Origin of the sequence: Butyricimonas sp. Marseille-P2440 (assembly GCF_900091675.1) — a bacterium.
Classification (GTDB): Bacteria; Bacteroidota; Bacteroidia; order Bacteroidales; family Marinifilaceae; genus Butyricimonas; species Butyricimonas synergistica.
Map to the genome: position 1 here is coordinate 2,016,274 of NZ_LT594610.1, position 20,902 is coordinate 2,037,175.

Annotated in this window: 14 protein-coding genes and 1 tRNA gene; 7 read left to right on the forward strand and 8 right to left on the reverse strand. The window is 45.2% G+C overall.

Annotated features, from left to right (window positions below):
- Positions 1-3 precede the first annotated feature (3 nt).
- The 4 genes from BN8899_RS19550 to BN8899_RS19565 form a co-directional block, all read right to left on the reverse strand.
- Positions 4-4,017 carry a hypothetical protein gene (locus tag BN8899_RS19550; protein WP_065220605.1) on the reverse strand — a complete coding sequence of 1,338 codons (4,014 nt, stop codon included), beginning with the start codon at positions 4,015-4,017 and terminating at the stop codon, positions 4-6.
- 175 nt (positions 4,018-4,192) lie between these two features.
- Positions 4,193-4,393, reverse strand: a complete 201-nt coding sequence (locus BN8899_RS19555; protein ID WP_018339029.1) for a hypothetical protein — start codon at positions 4,391-4,393, stop codon at positions 4,193-4,195.
- A 647-nt stretch (positions 4,394-5,040) separates the two neighbouring features.
- A complete protein-coding gene (locus tag BN8899_RS19560) occupies positions 5,041-5,901 on the reverse strand; it encodes a sigma-70 family RNA polymerase sigma factor (protein ID WP_026207779.1) in 861 nt (286 codons plus the stop codon).
- Positions 5,902-6,000: 99 nt separating this feature from the next.
- Complete coding sequence (locus BN8899_RS19565) at positions 6,001-7,470, reverse strand: Do family serine endopeptidase (RefSeq protein WP_231932439.1); 1,470 nt, start codon at positions 7,468-7,470, stop codon at positions 6,001-6,003.
- Positions 7,471-7,684: 214 nt separating this feature from the next.
- Here BN8899_RS19565 and BN8899_RS19570 point away from each other — a divergent pair, with 214 nt between their 5' ends.
- The 4 genes from BN8899_RS19570 (at position 7,685) to BN8899_RS19585 (ending at position 13,861) form a co-directional block, all read left to right on the forward strand.
- Positions 7,685-10,213, forward strand: coding sequence for an FtsK/SpoIIIE family DNA translocase (locus tag BN8899_RS19570; protein WP_065220606.1), 2,529 nt, complete (start codon positions 7,685-7,687; stop codon positions 10,211-10,213).
- 77 nt (positions 10,214-10,290) lie between these two features.
- Positions 10,291-11,223: a CPBP family intramembrane glutamic endopeptidase gene (locus tag BN8899_RS19575; RefSeq protein WP_082987140.1), complete on the forward strand. Its 933-nt coding sequence runs from the start codon at positions 10,291-10,293 to the stop codon at positions 11,221-11,223.
- Positions 11,224-11,337: 114 nt separating this feature from the next.
- Complete coding sequence (locus BN8899_RS19580; protein WP_026207781.1) at positions 11,338-12,543, forward strand: C1 family peptidase; 1,206 nt, start codon at positions 11,338-11,340, stop codon at positions 12,541-12,543.
- Positions 12,544-12,664: 121 nt separating this feature from the next.
- Positions 12,665-13,861: an FprA family A-type flavoprotein gene (locus BN8899_RS19585; RefSeq protein ID WP_018339035.1), complete on the forward strand. Its 1,197-nt coding sequence runs from the start codon at positions 12,665-12,667 to the stop codon at positions 13,859-13,861.
- A 44-nt stretch (positions 13,862-13,905) separates the two neighbouring features.
- On the opposite strand, the gene BN8899_RS19590 is transcribed toward BN8899_RS19585, so the two are convergent.
- Genes BN8899_RS19590 through BN8899_RS19605 form a run of 4 tightly spaced genes read right to left on the reverse strand, consistent with a single transcriptional unit; the run spans position 13,906 to position 18,085 of the window.
- Positions 13,906-14,907 (reverse strand): histidine kinase, encoded by a 1,002-nt coding sequence (locus tag BN8899_RS19590; RefSeq protein ID WP_065220607.1) that lies wholly within the window; start codon positions 14,905-14,907, stop codon positions 13,906-13,908.
- Between the two features lie 2 nt (positions 14,908-14,909).
- Complete coding sequence (locus BN8899_RS19595) at positions 14,910-16,349, reverse strand: MBOAT family O-acyltransferase (protein WP_065220608.1); 1,440 nt, start codon at positions 16,347-16,349, stop codon at positions 14,910-14,912.
- Between the two features lie 3 nt (positions 16,350-16,352).
- Positions 16,353-16,595, reverse strand: coding sequence for an acyl carrier protein (locus BN8899_RS19600; RefSeq protein WP_065220609.1), 243 nt, complete (start codon positions 16,593-16,595; stop codon positions 16,353-16,355).
- Between the two features lie 11 nt (positions 16,596-16,606).
- Positions 16,607-18,085: an amino acid adenylation domain-containing protein gene (locus BN8899_RS19605; RefSeq protein WP_065220610.1), complete on the reverse strand. Its 1,479-nt coding sequence runs from the start codon at positions 18,083-18,085 to the stop codon at positions 16,607-16,609.
- A gap of 352 nt (positions 18,086-18,437) precedes the next feature.
- Here BN8899_RS19605 and BN8899_RS19610 point away from each other — a divergent pair.
- The 3 genes from BN8899_RS19610 (at position 18,438) to BN8899_RS19620 (ending at position 20,896) form a co-directional block, all read left to right on the forward strand.
- A tRNA-Ser gene (locus tag BN8899_RS19610) sits at positions 18,438-18,522 on the forward strand.
- A gap of 545 nt (positions 18,523-19,067) precedes the next feature.
- Entirely contained in the window at positions 19,068-20,174 is a 1,107-nt protein-coding gene (locus BN8899_RS19615; protein WP_018339041.1) for a sensor histidine kinase, read from the forward strand.
- The gene (locus BN8899_RS19620; RefSeq protein ID WP_018339042.1) at positions 20,171-20,896 is read left to right on the forward strand and encodes a LytR/AlgR family response regulator transcription factor; all 726 of its coding nucleotides are present in this window, start codon (positions 20,171-20,173) and stop codon (positions 20,894-20,896) included. The genes BN8899_RS19615 and BN8899_RS19620 overlap by 4 nt, the downstream gene beginning before the upstream one ends.
- Positions 20,897-20,902: the final 6 nt, after the last annotated feature.

Consider the following 20,902-nt stretch of genomic DNA (forward strand, 5'->3'; position numbering starts at 1 on the left):
AAATTAAATATCCGAATTCACGTGATAATTATACTCTTCCAATATATTGCCATTTTTGTCAAACACTCGTGACAAACGCCCGTTATTATCGTATTCCCGCGAATCGATAATTCCATTAGAACCGACTCGACACACGACTTGTCCCTTGCTGTCATAACAATAAAGCATACATGTAATATTCCCGGGGAAAAGACACCCTCCCAAAAAACTTTTACCAGTATACACCTCCAAACTCGCGGAATGTTCACTCCCCGCAACCGGAATATCTCCCTCTAAACAATAGAAACCATTCCCGACAGGGATATCGAACTGTTGCTGACCAGAGCTGACACTCGTTTCTCCCCGTGAAAATTTCCAAGAAACCGTGACAGGTTGCACCCGCGTACTTTTCTGTACCAGCAATTTATACCGGTATTTATCCCCCGTCGCTTTTCGCACGATAAGCTTGGAAGTCACATTTTCATCCCTATACCAGGCATATGACATAATCCCGGGCTCACGACCATCCAAGCGAATGATCTGAAGGGCATCCTCTACCATCGAAAGATAATCATCACAATTCACGCCCCAATAATCCTTGTTCCGGTACCATGCCATCTCGTATTCATACAACACTTTATCCAATTTACCTATCTCTTCCAAACAATTCTGCCTGTGCACCTTATCCTCTAGTATAGCTTTTGCCACGGCCAATATCTCTTGGTGCGACTTTGAACGTAAAAAAGAATCTCTCGACACACCCGCGGAAGAGGTTCCCGTGTGAAACTTATAGAAATCTTTAAATGCATTTATCTCATCCGCGTTCGGTAGATTAGAAAAATTCTCATACCTTAATTCATGAGGTATACAATTATTAAAGGCAGCAATTCCTGCCGGATCAACAGCGTTCGCCGTAAACAGAGGAAGTCCGCTTCTATCATCGTACAAAGTAATCTCATTTTTTTCCCTAGATCGACATTCTTGGACAAGAATCCTATTTCCGAATTTAGCATACCGCAATTGCTGTATTTTAGAGTAACGGGATTGATCCAACGTGAAATACTGGTTATTCGCGTTCACGCTTTCCGGTTGGGTCAAAAGCATCTTCCACGAGGCAAACGGGAAATAGTAACGAGAATTATCTATTAAAGTATCCATGTAAGTAACAACATTCTCTCCCGCCAATAAAAAGGTTGAAGATCCCGTCGGTTTCACGAAATTCGTCGTTCGAACCGGCAGATAACACATGTGAGCTCCCCGCATGCTATCCAGTAAATAACCGTTATTCCCGGGAAAAACATCCATCACGACTTTATTATCTTCCCTGTATTCCGTTCCATCCGGGCAACGGGTCAACACGCTGGTAGGTGTCACTCTGTCTAAATTCCCGTAAGTATACCCTCGTGTTGTCATATTATATTTTAACGGGAAAGAAGTTCGCGTGAAATCGGCAATAGACGGAGTTCCGTTAGCTTGTTCTTGTTGGTCAAAAAATTCATATTCGACCTCTTCCACCGGGACAACACATCCTCCATAATATATCATATAATACTGGTTCGGTATAATCATGTTCTCGCGAGGTTTCACGTTAGGCACGTAATAATCATTATACGGGTTATAATTCACGACCCCGGCTCCATTCCAGTAAAGAGGCTTTTCTTCGTCAGGAAAATGACCCCGCACTTCTTCCACGTTCATGGCGTAAGCGTAAGGTTTTATTTGGTCGACCCTCGAGGAAAACGGGAACACGGATTCTCCTGTAAAAAATTCATTATTAACAGCCGTAGAAATGCCATACGCGGAACTAAAACCTTGGGTTAAATCCCGCGAGTAACGGGTTTTCTGTAATCGCACCAACCGCCCTCGACTATCATAAACCGCAGTCCCGAGAGGAAGACCGTGTAACCAGTAAGGAAAAAATGTACGTTGAATCATGTTCTTTCTAAAAGACGCCGGAACAAGATTATAATGGGCAACATACCCGTTCCCGACCTGTTCTTCCAGCACGTACTGGTAAAGAATGCCGTTATTTCCTCTTTTCACTATAGCCATTTCATCATCCTGCACGCGGGAAAAATATACCCTATCTTTAAAACTCCCGTAATCCAAGTCCCTTGTCAATGTTTGGTATCCACAAATTAACACGCCGGATCCCCTCTCTCCTGTGGCAGACAGATCCCGGTAATGATAGCGAACCGTGTCCACGTTTCCACACCCGTCATTCAGCGTGATCTCCTTCACCCGGATACCCCCGAATTTTTCCCCGCCATACTCGTTTAGCTCGTAATCAACATCCAAGCTCCATTTTCCCGTACCTGAAATCCGTTTCAATGAAAAAGCCTTGGCATATTCTTCATTTGCACTCCCGTCATAAAAAGTTTCTATATCAGAAGGCAAACGAACATCACCAACTTGAACGAAAGAATGCTTTTGAAGCACCATTTGATCCAACGGGATAAAATGCCTCACCTTCCCCTCACCATTACAATAGCCCCAAATATCCCGACTTTGTGATCTCAAGGTATCCAAATAATAACTAAAATTATAATATCCAGATAATTCCGAATTATCATACCCGATTGTCAAACGCTTCAAACACCCCCTACTATACGATAAATCAATCTTGCGAATCACGTCTTTCTTGAAATTTTGCCACTGAACACTCGTTACCAATCGTCCTTCCCGTTCAATCACGATACGATCCTTTCCCCAAGAAACTTGCTTTAACCCGATTTCTTTTATCGATTGTTGCGAGAAATCTTGTATATGATGAATGTTTTTCTGGGTAACTCTCTCGATAGACAATCTCAAATACCGTAACACTTCCCTTAAACAACCTTTTAACGCTACAGCTTGTGGTGCACAAGATGCAGGAAAGTTCGTGTTTTCTAAGGTCACCACGAGTCGGTCGATTTGAGTCATCGTGTTGGACAACGAATTTGTAACGAAACTGACATCCGACAAATACCCGACAACCCTGTCTAATAAAACGGATCTTGCTATCGTCTCGTAATCAATCGTCATTCCTATATCAGGTATTCGAATTTGTCCACCGGACTCCAAAACTGTAACAGGGAAGCCATAACTTGACATATAACTCGTTTGTTTCATAACCTCCACGTACTGGGGCACCCGATTAACATCTGTTGCCAAAGATGCGAATTGTTGTTGAATAGCTAAACTCTTGGCAAAATACAAGGCATCACTAAGATTCTTGTCTATTTCCCTCTTGTAATAATCGAGATCAAATTCTCTAACCCTGAGTGCTTTCCCGTAATTGTAAACCGTTTCATTGAGATAAGTATAATTCACGATCGTTTCTTCCGTGTATTCAAAATGCACGGGTTCATCTCCCGGGATAAAAATATCCGTCAAGTACCAAGACGAGCAAAAACTCGAATTCCAGATATTATTGGCAGAACTATTACTATTTGGGAAACACACGCCAACAGACATTTCTCCACTCGTGAACACATATTTAACCCCGCTCTCGTCTGTTATCATGAACCCTCCCGCGATATTTTCTATCAATAAATTCGTCTTCTCGAGAGGCTTTATCACGATTTTCCCCTCCTCACGCACTCTTATAAATGAAATGTTACGCCCGTTAAAAACTGCCGTGTAAATATCCGACTCTCCATCTTGTTCACGATTGTTCACCTTTTCTTTTACGTCTACAGCTTGGCTTAACGTGTTATTTAGAAAACCCTCGCTATCATCATCCGCTATACCACCCCGGACAACACGAGAGATCACCCCTCCACACGCTAAAGTCCACCCGAAACCCAATTGCCCCATTTTATCCTCAACTTTAACCCCGTTCGCGGAATACACGAGCGAAACAGGCAAACGATAACGTGCAGACGATAACTCGAATAAAGGCACCGTATAACTGAAAATCCCGGTAGAATAATCAACAGACATATTTTTCATATTTGACATCCCCTTCGCTTGCTCTCCCGGTTCAAAACTTTGTCCCAAGGATATACTTGACAATCCAAGAAACAATCCCAAAACAAATAGAATTTTCTTCTTCATAATTTCTTCGATTTTAATTCAATAATTAGATTCGTCGGTTTTTTCCGACCTTGAGATTCTTCTTGCTTTTTTTTATTCATCCTTCCCCATAGGCATAAACTTTAAAATTTTAACTATACGAAACCATATCCTCTATCGTATAATAGAGAATATACACCAGAATATCTAATCCCGGTTACGCTAAAAGAAAAGCCAATTGATGACGTGCCTCCATACTTTTTCCCCGCAAGATCATGGGAACAAAATCAGGCAACTTGATAAACCTCAGGACAAAAGTAATTCCCATTACTACCATCCTCCATGAATAAAACGCCGTGAAAAAACTGTCTTTCAGATCACGCCGTCCTCGTTCCAGTAATTTTTGAATTGTTTTCATGTTTGCAACTAAAACGTAAATAATAAAAAATACAATTCTTCAAAAAATACCAACTTCTCGGCTGACCATTATAAATCTACCACATCACCCCTTTCAAGTTATAAAGTCAGGGTATAAATATATACTAAAAATATCAGACAAATTGTACCACATTTGTACCGATTTGTCTTAATATTTTCTTAAAATTTAAGCTCATTCTTCCCTAACAGACTCTCGGTTTTAACATTTACATCTAACAAACTTTATCAATTATCTAACAACCAATAATTTAATTACATAATTTTACATACTAATCAATTTACGCCACTAGAGACTTTTGGCAACTATCGCAACACCACAAATCGGAATATTTCAAGGGATATCAGTAATATAACAAGAAAATGACCTACCTATGGTTGCTCCCAAAAAGCTAGTAATTTCATAACATAGACGTTGCATGAACGCTCGTTCACGTTTATGTTACGTTTATGATTGGTCCATGGTTGGTTCATGGGGTAGCGTAACGGTGGACTTGGGGTGGTGAACCCGGATAAAAACACAGGCAGGAAATCCCTTTTTCCCGGAAAAGAGAAGAGCCACCCGAATTTTACTTCCCGGATGGCTCTTTCGTATTTTATAGACTTGCCCTAACAGGACAATCCTTTCATTTATCCCAAATAAGTCTTCAGCAATTTACTTCTTGACGAATGCCGCAGGCGGCGGATAGCCTTTTCCTTGATCTGGCGAACACGTTCGCGGGTTAACCCGAACTTCTCGCCGATCTCTTCCAACGTCATTTCCTGGCAATTGATACCGAAGAAAAGGCGGATGATATCGCGTTCCCGTTCTGTCAGCGTCGCCAATGCACGTTCTACCTCGGTTGACAAGGATTCATTGATCAAAGTCTTGTCGGCTACTGGCGAATCGTCGTTTACCAACACGTCGAGCAAACTGTTGTCCTCACCTTCCACGAAAGGAGCGTCCACTGAAATGTGGCGTCCAGACACACGCAAGGTGTCTGCCACTTTCTCTGCCGGCAAATCCAATGTTTCAGCCAACTCTTCCGGTGACGGACGACGTTCGTGTTCCTGCTCGAAGCGGGAAAATGCTTTATTAATCTTGTTCAAAGAACCTACTTGGTTCAACGGCAGGCGTACAATACGCGATTGTTCTGCCAATGCTTGCAAAATAGACTGACGAATCCACCATACGGCATAGGATATAAACTTAAATCCCCTCGTTTCATCAAATTTCTCAGCTGCTTTAATTAAACCTAAGTTCCCCTCGTTGATAAGGTCAGGCAGGCTCAATCCTTGATTCTGGTATTGTTTTGCAACAGAAACCACGAACCTCAAGTTCGCCCTCGTTAACTTTTCCAACGCTCTCTGATCGCCTTTTCGGATACGTTGAGCTAACTCAACTTCTTCCTCCACGGTAATCAAATCCTCCTTACCAATCTCCTGCAAATACTTGTCGAGAGAAGCACTCTCTCTGTTCGTTATAGATTTCGTTATCTTTAGCTGTCTCATAGTCGTTCTTATATTCTCCCCCAAATATGTGGCAAAGGTAGAACATTTTATCCATATACCAATATGTTAAAATCGACACCTTTTGATTATTAACTTTTTTTAATCTTGTGGCGGTAAAGCGTAGTACTCGATGCGTCCTCTCGGCGAGATAGTTGTTACAAGAACCCCTTCGTTCTCTGCCGTTTTTAGTGCACGTACCAAGTCGTCTTTATCATAAATAACCGTGTTATTAATTTTCAGAATAATATATCCTTTATCCAATCCGATCGCTTTAAACGGACCATTCTTAATATCAGTGATTTTCACACCTCCATTCAAACGATAACGGTAACGATCGTCACGACTCAACGGTTCAACAGTAGCACCCAGGATACCCGTGTAGTTTTTATCCACGAGGGATACGTCGCCATACGTATTCTGCAATACCACTTCAAGTTCTTTCAGCTTACCTCCCCGGCTGACGGTTACTTTCACCGTTGCCCCCGGGTGATATTTCGCCAGTTGTCCCTGGAATTCCGGTCTGTTCTTCACCTCGATGCCGTTGATAGCCTTAATCACGTCACCTTTCTTCATTCCGGCTTTATCGGCGGCTCCGTTAGGGATAGTTTCGAAAACATAGATACCGCTGGTTTCCTCGATACCCAATTTCTTCGCCACGGCAGGAGATAACTCCTCATTCGGCATAGAAATCCCAAGCATGGCTCTTTGTACCGTACCGAAATCTTTCAAGTCTCCGATTACTTTTCTCGCTATATTTGAAGGTACGGCAAAGGCATACCCCGAATAAGAACCGGTAGGCGATTCGATAGCGGTATTGATACCGATCAATTCTCCTTTGGCGTTCACCAACGCACCCCCGCTATTGCCAGGGTTCACTGCTGCATCCGTCTGCAAGAAAGATTCAAGGCTCATCTGGTTGCGGCTAAGCCCCAGTTCCCTCGCCTTGGCACTGATGATACCGGCAGTAACAGTCGAAGTCAAATTATACGGGTTACCCACTGCCAGCACCCATTCGCCCAACTCCACGTCGTCCGAATTAGCGTATTCCAGGTAAGGCAACCCGGTAGCTTCCACTTTCAACAGGGCTATATCCGTGTTCGGGTCAGTCCCGATCACTTTCGCCTCGTACTCTTTCTTATCATTCAAGGTAATTAAAATCTTGTCACTATTGTCTATCACGTGATTGTTCGTGATAATATACCCGTCTTCAGAAACGATAACCCCCGAGCCGATACCCATTCTCTGGGGAGCCTCACGGGTACGGGGCGTGTTGCCGTACATGAAATCCCAAAATGGATTCCCGATGTATTCCCGTCCCATTTGTACCGTTTTGACATGAACTACAGCCGGAACTGTCTTTTTGGCAGCTTCTCTCAAATCAACACTACCTGCACCTCCCACGGGAAGCGCAGAACCGGAGGTCAATGCCACGGGACGTACTGCAGCCGGGGAAGCTATCTCCATTTGCGGAAGTACGTTCTCTTTATCTCCCCGGATGGCGTCGATCGCCGCGAAAGCGAGACAACCGCCAATGACTCCTAAGCCTAAATTCGCTAATGATTTCTTCATAGTCATATCTTTATCTCCTTTATTCATTAAACGTAAACTCAATACAATTTGTTTGGATACTACAATGATAGCAATATCCTTGCCAACACTATATTAAGAAATTCTTAATTAAGATACCTTAACCCGAGTAATAGAAATTTCAATCTAAAATCTAAAATCTAAAATCTAAAATAGATATATTTGTAGCTGCGATTTTCGATTAATTTCTATTCAAATGATAACACGTATAAACAGTAAAAAGAAAGAAAGAACACGTGCACCGCTTTCCATGGACTTTTTCAAGGATCCCCGGACTCGTGTCGTTGTAGGGTTGATATTTATGCTATTCTCTATCTATCTTTTCGTGTCCCTCGCGGGCTTTTTCTTCACGGGCGGCATGGATCAAAGCCTGATAGACAAGGAAACACGGGAACTCGTCACAAATCCCGATATTGTCGTGGGGAATCCCGGCAGGAAGCTGGGGGCTTATCTCTCCGACCTGCTCGTGAACCGCTGGTTTGGCGTGGCTTCATTTATCTTCTGCTATATCCTGTTTATCATAGGTCTGGGCACGATGGGGCGTCCGGTAAAAAACACCGGGAAGAAGATCATCCTCAGCTTTGTACTCGTGATCTGGATTTCCCTCCTGTTGGGATACATTTTCAATTTCGTCCCCTCGGGTTACGTTTTCCCCGGCGGCGCACATGGTTATTTCGTGTGTTTCTGGCTGAACTCCTTTATCGGGGAAATCGGTACATTCTTCCTTTTACTGGTGTCATTTGCTATCATTCTGTTCTTTGGGTTCGAGAATGCCTTTAACAAATGCGTGGGAATGGTGAAAGCCTATTTTGCCCGCCGGGCACAGCGCAAGGAAGAACGCAGGGCTGCACGGGAAGCCTTAGCCCAACGGGAAACCGAACAAACAGAAGACGAAGAGAAAGAAACAATCCCTTCACTTGCAAACGATATTGCAGCTGAAGCCCCCACTGAATATGAATTTTATTCAGACAAAACGGAAACAGAACAACCAGAAGAGGAAGAAATCGAGGATATCACCACGTTGTTCCCTCCTATAACCACGCTGTATCCTACTGAAAATGAAAAGATATTATCCCTCGACACAAATGGACCCGAGGACGAAAAACAAGATTCGGAGAACACCTCTCCATCCTCTAGTGACGATATAGAACTGACCGTCATGGCAGACAAGCTGGAAGAACAATTGACCAAGAATCTGATGCCGGACACAGAGTACGACCCGACGTTGGATTTATCCAATTATCAATATCCTCCGCTGGATTTACTGGAAGAATATTCATCCAGTGCTTCCAAAGTTACCGCCGAGGAACTGGAAGAAAACAAGAACACGATCGTCGAAACTTTACGGCAATATAAAATAGAGATTACCAAGATTAAAGCCACCATCGGTCCCACGGTAACTCTCTACGAGATCGTGCCTGCCCCCGGTATCAAGATTTCCAAGATCAAGAATTTAGAAGACGACATCGCGCTTAGTTTATCCGCGTTAGGAATTCGTATTATCGCCCCGATTCCCGGCGCGGGCACCATTGGTATCGAGGTGCCCAACCAAAAGCCGGAAGTCGTTTCCATGAGAGGAGTTATCGCTTCCAAGAAATTCCAGGAATCCAAATACGCGTTGCCCGTGGCATTGGGACGTACGATTTCGAATGAACCGTACACGTTCGACTTGGCAAAAATGCCGCACCTTCTGGTTGCGGGAGCCACGGGACAAGGTAAATCCGTCGGTTTGAATGCGATTATCACCTCGCTCCTGTATAAAAAGCACCCGTCACAACTGAAGTTTGTCATGGTTGACCCCAAGAAAGTAGAATTAAGCATCTACTCGGTCATCGAGAAACACTTCCTTGCCAAACTTCCCGACGCGGAAGAAGCGATCATCACGGACAACGACAAGGTGGTAGCCACCCTCAACTCCCTGTGTATCGAGATGGATAGTCGCTACGACCTGCTGAAACAGGCACACGTGAGAAATATCAAGGAATACAACGAGAAGTTCGTGAAACGCCAACTGAACCCGAACAACGGGCACCGTTATTTGCCATATATCGTGGTCGTGGTCGACGAGTTCGCCGACTTGATTATGACCGCCGGCAAAGAGGTTGAACAGCCGATTGCCCGTATCGCCCAGTTAGCGCGAGCCGTGGGTATCCACATGATCATCGCCACGCAACGTCCTTCCACGAACATCATCACGGGTATCATCAAGGCAAACTTCCCGGCGCGTATCGCCTTCAAGGTTGCCTCCATGATCGACTCCCGCACCATCCTCGACTCCCCGGGAGCGAACCAACTGATCGGACGGGGGGATATGTTGATCTCCAAGGACAGCGAGATGGTTCGCGTGCAATGTGCTTTCGTGGATACACCGGAAGTTGATGCCGTCACCAAGTTTATCGCCGACCAACAAGGATACCCGGAAGCGTATATGCTTCCCGAATACGTGTCCGACACGGAAAACGGAGTCAGCGGGGATATGGATCTCGGGGTAAAAGACCCCTTGTTCGAGGAAGCCGCCCGCCTGGTAGTGAACACCCAGCAGGGTTCTACCTCATCCATCCAACGGCGCTTCTCCATCGGCTATAACCGTGCGGGACGAATCATCGACCAACTGGAAGCCGCCGGCATCGTGGGTCCCTTCGAGGGCAGTAAAGCCCGCCAAGTGCTCATTGCCGACGAATACAGCCTGGAACACGTACTCAAAACTGTTCAGGAACAATTTTAAAAGTTTAGAGTTCAGAGTAAAAAAGAAGTGCAAGATTGTGCAGTTGAAATCTGAAATCTAAAATCACAAAATCTAAAATGAATAAGGTAATGTTTTTAGAAAAAGCGTACAGAGGAAACAACAAATGGTATTTTTACCTGCTCACGTTAATCATCGTTTTTGCGGCAGTACAAGTGGCGTCATTACCGCTCGCCTTGTATTACTTTATCCGGGATCCGCAGGCAGCCTTGTCGGGAAACACCAACAACCTGCTATCCATCACGAGCACCAATCTCGGGTTAGCCCTCATGCTGTTTACATTCACTGCCGGGGTTATCGCATTACTGATTTGCGTGAAATGGCTTCACCACAAACAACCACTCGACATTCTCACAGGGCGCAGCCGTTTTGACATAAAACGTACCCTTTTCGGGGCTCTCATCTGGGGAGTTTTGTCATTCGTGCTATTGGGGGCGCAATACGGATTCGGGGATACCTCCAATCTCGTGTTCCAATTCAAACCTTTCGATTTCTTCATGATGTGTATCGTGATCGTGATTTTTATTCCCTTCCAAGTAGCTTTTGAAGAATTTATCTTCCGGGGATACCTCATGCAAGGCAGTATCCTGTTATTCAAATACAGGTGGGTTGCCCTCGTGCTCACGGGATGCACGTTCGGGTTGCTCCATGCCAGCAATCCCGAGGTGGAACGCTTCGGTTTCTGGGTAGCCATGCCGCAATACATCCTCATGGGACTGATATTGGGTTTCGTGGCAATCATGGACGACGGGCTGGAACTCGCTTTAGGACTCCATTTATCCAACAACGTCATTTCCTCCATTATCGTTACCCATGATTCTTCCGCCCTGCAAACCCATGCCTTATTTCTGGATACCAACCCACAAGCATCGCACGTGGATACGCTCGTGATGCTCGTGTGCGGGATCATCTTCATCTGGGTGTGCAACCGGAAATACAATTTCCTGTCAAAGATCAATTTATGGGGTAAAGTCCTCCCCCGGAGTTCTTAAAATTTTCTTAATACTCGGAAGAGACTGACTATATTGACAATAAAATCGTATCTTTGGCAGCGTTCAAAACATGGTAACAATTTAATTAATCAAATAAATCGAAGTTTCAACAAAATGAGAAAAATTACATCATTCATGTTTATTTTCGTTTTTGCTCTGTCCTTCTTGGCTAACGCGCAAAACACGAATCAAAACCAACCACAAGGATATCAATTCACGGATATCAAGAGATTACCGGCAACTTCAGTAAAAGACCAAGCCCGTGCAGGTACCTGCTGGTCATGGTCGGGAATTTCTTTCTTCGAGTCAGAAATGATCCGCATGGGTAAAGAACCTATCGATCTTTCTGCCATGTATATTGTAAGACACGCTTACGGTGACAAAGCCGAGAAATTCGTTCGCCTACACGGGAACATGAACTTCGCCGTGGGAGGAGCTTTCTGCGACGTGATGCACGTGATTAAAAATTACGGTATCGTCCCGATGGAAGTTTACATGGGGCTGAACTACGGCGAGCCGAACCATGCTTTCGGTGAAATCGACGACGTTCTTGCCGGATACATCAATGCAGTAATCAAAAACTCGAACAAGAAATTGAGTACCGCTTGGAAAGCCGGATTCAACGGGATTTTGGACGCATATCTTGGAGCTGAACCGGAGAAATTCGAGTACAAAGGAAAAGAATACACCCCGAGAACCTTCGCTGACGAGGTAGTAGGCTTGAACATGGACGACTACGTGAGCTTGACTTCATTCACGCACCACCCATTCTACACTCAATTCGCTATCGAGGTACCCGACAACTGGTTGTGGGGATTATCATACAACTTGCCGTTGGACGAATTGATGAAAGTAATGGACTACTCTATTGACAACGGTTACACCTTCGCTTGGGCTTCAGACGTGAGCGAAAGAGGTTTCCAGACTTCTAACCCGGGAATTGCCGTGGTTCCGACCAGCGACCCGAAAGAAATGAGCGGTGCGGAAATCGCTAAATGGGAAGCAATGCCCAAAGGCAAACAGACTCCGGACGCTTTCAAACAAGGACCTGCTCCCGAGAAAGAAATCACCCAAGAATTAAGACAACAAGAATTCGACAATTATCTGACGACTGACGACCACGGAATGCACGTGATCGGTAAAGCAAAAGACCAAAACGGTACAGTTTACTTTATCGTGAAGAACTCTTGGAACAAATACAACAAGTTCGACGGATACTTCTACGCTTCTCATCCTTTCATGGCATACAAGACGATGAACATCATCGTGCACAAAAACGCTATCCCGAAGGATATTAGAAAGAAACTTGGAATCAAATAAATCTTCTCTATCACAAAGTAGAGAAAACCTATAAAAAAAAGGCTGTCATCGTTCACGATTGACAGCCTTTTTTCATATTTTTGCGGGAAATCAAAGTAAATCACATAAAATTAAATATACTATGAATTTAGCAAGAGAGATTAAGAAAGACATTTATTGGATTGGTGTCAATGATCGCAGAACTCATATCTTCGAGAATTATTGGCCTCTTCCCAAGGGTGTTGCTTACAACTCCTATATCATCGTGGACGAAAAAGTAGTCGTTATAGACACGATCGAAAGAAGCAAAATGGATGATTACGTCGAGAATATCGAGAAACTTCTCAACGGACGCAAGGTAGATTACTTGGTTGTCAACCACATGGAACCCGATCACACGGGGGCAATCAAAGCTTTATTATGTTGCTACCCGGACGTGAAAATCATTGGTAACGCCAAGACATTTCCCATGCTAAAAAACTTCTACGGCGTACACGAGAACCTCATCGAGGTGAAAGAAGGAGATTCTCTCGACCTGGGAAGACACAAGCTGAATTTCTATATGGCTCCTATGCTCCACTGGCCGGAAACGATGGTTACTTTCGAGTCCACCGAGGGCATTCTGTTCAGCGGTGACGTGTTCGGGGCATTCGGGACTCTCGACGGGGGGATCTTCGACGATGAAGTAGACCTCGATTACCTGGAAGAAGAAATCAGCCGCTATTATTCCAACATCGTTGGCAAATACGGTCAACCCGCACAGACAGCTTTGAAGAAACTAGGAGGACTTCCCATTCAGATGATTTGTGCCACGCACGGACCAATCCGCCGTTCACACATTGCCGAAATCGTGGCAAAATACGACAAATGGAGTAAATACGAAACCGACAAAGGAGTGGTTATCGTTTTCAGTTCCATGTACGGGAACACCGAGAAAATGGCGGATGTCATCGCACGCTTCCTTGCCGAGAGAGGGATCAAGAAAATCCGTATCCATGATGCCTCCAAGACTCACCCGTCTTACATTATCAACGACATATTCCGCTACCGGGGCGTGATCTTCGGGAGTTGCGCATATAACGGCAACGCCTTCCCTACCATGGAAACCTTGCTCACGGAATTGGAACACATGGGCGTGAAAAACCACGTGACGGCTTTCTTCGCCGGCAAAGCATGGGCAGGCGGCGCAATGCCACGTTTCAACCAATTTGCAGAGAAAATCAAATGGGAAGTAGTCGCTCCTTCCTGTGAAGCATGCGGTTGCCCAAAAGACGATGACTTCGAAACTTGCCGCAATATCGCTTACGCAATGGCAGATAAATTGGATGAGCTTTATTAAAAGGCTTTTCATATAAATAAAATAGAGGCGATCTTGGGTCGCCTCTATTTATTTCCGTACATTACCTCCAACATCTTTCTTCCCAGCAAAGGACGATAATGCCCTTTCTCGTAGTAATTATGAATATCGGACGTGTATTCGTTTATTCCCGAAAAATCGAACACGTTTCCTTCCCCGAAAATCTCTTGAAGCTGTTTCACATCTTCCGGGTTCAAACGTTCCTGATTATACCTCGGGTTAATCAATATCTTGCAATTCGTACCGTGCTTCACGAAAACATCCCTCATTTCTGCGAGCATATCCAACTGCTTTTTCATGATGATCGGGGGAGCGATCTTTTCCACCGTATCTCGCACGGGAAACTCTTTCTTGTGCTTTTCCCAATAGGCTTCCCCACAATCAGCTATTTCTTTCTCTCTCGGGTTGAACACGTCGTTCGTGATACAGTTCCGTTCAACAACCCCGCTATTGATGACGCCCTTCATGTAACGCCTGTACTGCCCGAAAATTCGGTAATCCACATAAGCCACACAAAAATCGGGATTAAAGAACGTCTGCAAGAAACACATCTGGAACTCCCAATTGCTTTGCCCCGTAACCTCCGGGTGCAGTACCTGTGTGGACATATTCGTTATCTGGGTCTGTTTCAGAGTCGCATAATCCACGAGTATCAACACGTTAGCAATCGAATCCTGAATGGCATCCAACGCTTTCACTTTCCGGTATATATTCCCCAACCGTTCGGCACTACCATAAAGACGGATAGCACGTCCTCCCGGTATATACCTCTCCCAATCCTTAATCTGAAAAGCCATCGTGCAGGAATTTCCCAGCAAGAAGGAATTATATTTCAACGAATCCCTTTGCATCCGGTAATGCTGCCACCCCACGTATCCTTCGTTCACAGCCACCGGAGATTTATAATAAGTCTTATATTCGTTCAACACCTCGAACGGGTCGTCATAGAAATACAATCCCAGCAAAGCAAGGAAAGGCAATATCAGCAATACACATTTCAACAAAAATAAGGCAAACGTCTTTTTCATAGCTAAAATTGCAAATAGATAAAATCTTTACTTCCGAACTCGCCGAACACCAAAAAAAGGAATATAAACAAATAATAAATTCCCCAACGAACCACGGCTTTTTGTTGCCCCACGGCTTTCAATAAATCTCGTTTCGACATAAAATACTCGTACACGAACAAAAGAATGACAGCACCTATCAACACAATTATATCGTGATCCGGCATTCCCATACGAAGTTCTTTTACCCCATGCGGCAGGCTCAACGACAAGTGGCTAAACATATACCACACATCCGACAGGGTGTCCAACCGGAAAAACACGAGCGAGAAGGCAAACAGAAGATAAGTCCTCACGATAGAATATATCCCGAACACCCGTTTGCCCGCAAATCCTTCCAGCCTACCCCGGAATCCCGCAGCAAGCATCTCGTAGCTGATAATCAAACCTTGTATCAAACCGTAAATCACGAAATTCCATCCACCGCCATGCCACAATCCCAACAACACGAACGTGACAATCAAGGCGTAAATAATACCCCATTGCCCCCAGTAGCGCTTGCTGGCAGCTATGGGCTGATACAGGTAATCCCTCACCCAAAAGGACAAGGTCATGTGCCATCTCCGCCAGAAATCGGTAATACTCTTTGCCGTGAACGGGCGATTGAAGTTCGGCGACAGTTTATACCCGAACACCATCGCCCCCCCGATAGCAATATCCGTGTAACCGGAAAAATCGGCATACAACTCAATCGGGTAAAGCAATCCCGCCAAAAGCAATTGCACCCCGCTAGTACTCTGCACCGAACCCAAAATATCGTTCAAGTAAGGGGCTAACCGGTCGGCAATAATCATTTTTTTCATCAAACCTATACACATCAGCTTCATCCCGTAGGTCACGCTCTCGTAATCAAAAGCTTTCCCCGCCTTCGCCTGCGGCAGAAAATCACCCGCCCGTTCAATCGGACCGGACAGGAATTTCATGAAAAGCAACATATACAGGGTGAAATCCGGCAAACTTCTCTCCGGTTCCTCCTCTCCCCAATACACGTCAATCAGGTAGGACAAAGCTTGAAAAGTATAGAACGAAATCCCTAACGGGAACAATATACTTTTCACAGAGAAATCGACCTGGATTCCCACCAATCCCAGCAACCACTGCACGTTACTCTCTATAAATCCCAAGTACTTGAATACCGCCAGAAAAAGGATCAGGAATACCATACCCGCACAGAACAGGCGTTTCCGGGACACGTCGTTTTCCTGCCTGCCAATAAATTTTCCCAGATAGAAAGTAATCCCGGTGATCCCCAAAGCGACCACAAGGAACAATATATTAAAGTATCCAGCAAAACAACAACTTGCCAGCAATAACACGCTCTTCTGAAACTTCCGGGGCAACACGTAATAAAGCACGACGCTACACGAGAACAGAAGAACGAACTCCCATGAAGTGAACATCATACGCTATGCAACCTTATTTTGAATCACCCGGCATAAGTCCCCTACATTCTTAAATTTCAATACTTCCCGCAATGAAAATCTTAATCCGTAGTGTTTCTCGACTGCCGTGATTAACCGCATATTCGTCAATGAGTCCCAACCCTGCACGTCCGATGCTACCGTTTCCTCTTTCAACACGATGTCATTATTTTTCAATACATCCCGAAAAATAACACTGATCTCGTCCAAAATCTCTTGAATTTCCATAGCTTCATATTTTATACAAGTGACAACAATTTTTTCCTATCTATTTTATTACTCGTCCCCAGGGGAAACGCTTCCAAGCAACGTACGCTGGAAGGCAGCATATACACGGGTAAATGCATTTTCATGAATTCCAGCAACGCTCTCGTGTCACATTCCGCCGCCTCGACAAACAAGTGTAACTGGCATCCCCCGTCATATTCTTTTTTCGCCACGACGACAACGTTCTTTTCCTCGTTATAGAACTTCCTCGCCGTGTACTCAATCTCGTTCAACTCTACCCGGAACCCCTGCACCTTCACTTGGTAATCCTTCCTTCCGCAATAAATCACGTCCCCGTCCGGGTCTACATAGCACAAATCACCCGTCTTGTAGAACACTCGCCCGTCATGCCGCACGAGCACCTGGTCGGATTTCTCCCGGTCTTTCCAGTAGCCATCCATAACCTGCGCACCACATACCCACAATTCGCCCTTCTCTCCCATTTCCAGCGCATTCCCATCCTCGTCAGCGATAAGGACATCCATATCCTCGAAAGGCTTTCCTATCGCAATCATTCCATGATAATGCTTACACTCCTCCCGGGGAATACGATAAGCCGTACAATAAATCGTGGCTTCCGTGGGACCGTACAGGTTCACGAACTCCGCATTCGGGGCACACGCCCGGAAACGAGCCAGTACGTCCGTTTGAGCTGCTTCCGCCGTCACGATCAAGTATTTTAAATCCGGCAAACGAATCTCGTCAAAATAAGGGGACAAAAACTGAAGTAGCGAGGGAGCTATCGCAGCAAACGTCAAACGCTCGTCTTCCAGCAACTCGTACACCTTCGTGTACTTCATTTCACCCGCCCCCACCGTGTAAACACTCGCTCCCACGGTAAGCGGGTACAACGTTGAAACAACCGACACGTCAAACGTCAACTCGAACATCTGCAACATCCTATCGTCCTCCTCCAGCTTCCACCCCAAGGCAGAATAAGCCGAGTAGAAAGCATTCAGATTCCGCCGGGTAATCGGAACCCCTTTCGGCTCCCCGGTACTCCCGGAGGTAAAAATAATATAGGCTTTCGAATCCTCCGTCCCGTAATTATATTCCGCATTCCGTTCGTTCCGAAGCTCACGGGTACAAATAAAATTCACGTCTTCCGGCATCGCCTCCGCCATACGGCATTCATCGGCATACAAGACCACACGGATATCGCCCGCCTCCCGAATCTTGTTATTCCTGTTATCCGGGTAATGCGGATGCAATATGACATACGTTTTTCCCGACAGCAACACGGCAAGAATAGAAGCATACGTTTCTACCCGGTTCTCAGCGACGACACCGATAATATCCTCTTCCCGTTCGACAAGAAACGAGTGGATGCCATTGACAAAAGCAAACAATTCCCCGTAGGAATATGCTATGCCTTCAATAACGAAAGCATTTCTATTAGGATAACTCCCGGCACTCCGGACAATATCCTTTAATATATTCATCCCAACCATAAAAAAATCGTTATACAACTAACGCGGTTCAAATTTATACAAAACCTTTCTCAATACTCCATAAAATAGGAATTATTTTCGCCACTATATCCCCGATCATAAACCGTTAAGCGGATTTCACCCTTAACATCACCGCGTTAATTGCCACGATCACCGTACTCAACGACATCAGCACCGCACCCACTGCCAGGCAGTAATTCAGCTATTTTCTGCAAAGCGTTTTGTTCGCTTTCTATAAACGATTCCCCCGCAGAAGCATATCCGGGCTGGAAACAAGTATGCCTTTTTTTGAAAAAACGCTTCTATTTCTTTTTGCAGATTCAAAATTTCCCCTATCTTTGCATCCGCATTTGGAGAGGTGGCAGAGTGGTCGATTGCGGCGGTCTTGAAAACCGTTGAACCGCGAGGTTCCGGGGGTTCGAATCCCTCCCTCTCCGCCCAAAGCTACTAAGAATTTGAGAGTTAGCACACGAAAGCTGACTCTCTTTCTGTTTTTAAAGGGATTCGAACGAAGCGCCGGCAGGGTTCGTAACGTGTTCTAGAGAGGTTAAGCCCCAAGTCATCCCTCCCGTGCGAGGCTATCCTCCCTTACTACCCACTAAGCTCCACTGGATCAAACACAGACAAGGGTAGCATCTCCTTTAAAAACACCTATTATTAAAAAAAGCTGACGGAGGCGTTCACTTTCAATTTTCAATTATTTCGTCAGAATCTCCCCATTCGTCGATAAAATCCGCCTGTTTGTTGAATTTATTTTGCAATTCGCTAATTCTGATATATTTTTATATCGCAACTAAAAATAAGAACGAGAAGAATGTTTATCATCAAACAAGAACAACAGTAAAGTTTGCAACCAGCCAGAGGCGGATTCGGCACACAACCCCTCCAATTGACATTCATCCCAACACAAATTGGTACTTGTGCCTCCGCCTCCTTTCTTTTTAAACGCTTGCTTTCTGCTGTCCGGCGTAAACGACGAACCATGAAGAACAAGATACACCGTCAACATATCCTCGAAAACTTGATCTACGCGCTCATCTGGATTATCGTGTTCACCGCACCGGTATTTCGGATTAGCGAGGAAACAGGATTCTCGTGGAAGGACGTGACAAAGCAATGGATGGCATTCTTACCCTTCTTCGCCGTGTTCTGCATCAACAACTACGTGCTTATTCCCTACCTGCTGACCCGCAAGCGGATGTTGTGGTATTTTCTGATTACAGCTGGGATGGTTTTTGTGATCTTCACAACTCTACCTCACCCAAGACATCATAATAACCCTCCCCACCACACGTTCACGGCAAACACAACAACCGGAAAACGTGTCGACAGACCGGAAAACGTACAATTTCGGAAGAAAGGCAACGAGCCACCCCCGTTCAAAATCCCGTTCGGGAGGATACGATTCTTCAACGGCATACTGATAGTCATATTCGTTATCGGTATCAACATCGCCATCAAGTTGCTGTTCAAGAGCATACGTGACGAACGGCAAATGAAGGAACTAGAGAAGCAGAACCTGCAAACAGAATTAGAATATCTCAAGCACCAGATCAACCCGCATTTCTTCATGAACACACTGAACAATATTCATGCGCTCATTGATATCGACGCGGAAAAAGCGAAAGAAACGGTGATCGAGTTATCAAAGATCATGCGGTATATCCTTTACGATTCAAGCCAGCCATTGATCTCCTTGCAGAAAGAAATCACACTAATAAACAACTACATAGCCTTGATGCGAATCCGTTATACCGATTCCATCGACATTACCATGAGCGTGCCGGAACGTTTGCCGGATGTACAATTACCTCCTTTACTATTTATTACTTTCATAGAAAACGCCTTCAAGCACGGCATCAGTTACCGGCACGCATCATTCGTCCATGTGTCTATCGAGATACAGGAAAAGGAATTATCGTTCTACGTCATGAACAGCAGCAACAACACAACATCACACGACACAGGCATCGGGCTGGAAAACGTAACGAAACGCCTCAACCTGCTCTACGGCAACAAGTACACGCTATCCACCCGTGAGGAGGAAAACGTGTATAGTGTCACACTCGTTATTCCCCTGCAATCATGATCCGGTGTATCGCTATCGACGACGAACCTCTGGCACTGAGGAAACTCACAGATTACATCCGGAAGACGCCCTTCCTTGAACTCGTGCAGGATTGCCCCGACGCCTTGAGTGCCATGCAAGTGCTAGGAGAAAAGACGGTAGACCTGATGTTCGTCGACATTAATATGCCCGACCTGAACGGCATGGACTTCGTGAAATTACTTACCGACAAGCCCATGATCGTTTTCACCACGGCGTACTCCGAGTTCGCCATCGAAGGATTCAAAGTGGACGCCACGGACTACCTACTGAAACCATTCAGCTACAAGGATTTTTTGCAAGCCGCGGAAAAAGCCCGCAGTCGCTATAAGCTATTTCGTCAAGCCAAAGTTCCCGCCGGGGAAGAAACGGAAGCAACCCATCTGTTCGTGAAAGCGGACTACAAAATGGTACGAGTGGCAATCGATGACATCCTGTACATAGAAGGACAAAGCGAATACATCCGGATATACACCGACACGGGCAAACCACTAATGACCTACCTCAGCATGAAAGCCATCGAGGAACGCCTGCCCGCCAACCGCTTCATGCGGATACACCGTTCATACATCGTGAACCTCGGCAAAGTAAAAGAAGTTTCCCGTGACCGCATCGTATACAACGGAAGCATCTATATTCCCGTAGGCGACCAATACAAGAAGAAATTCCACGAGTACTTGAATTCCCATTCGCTGACGAGGTGAAATCCC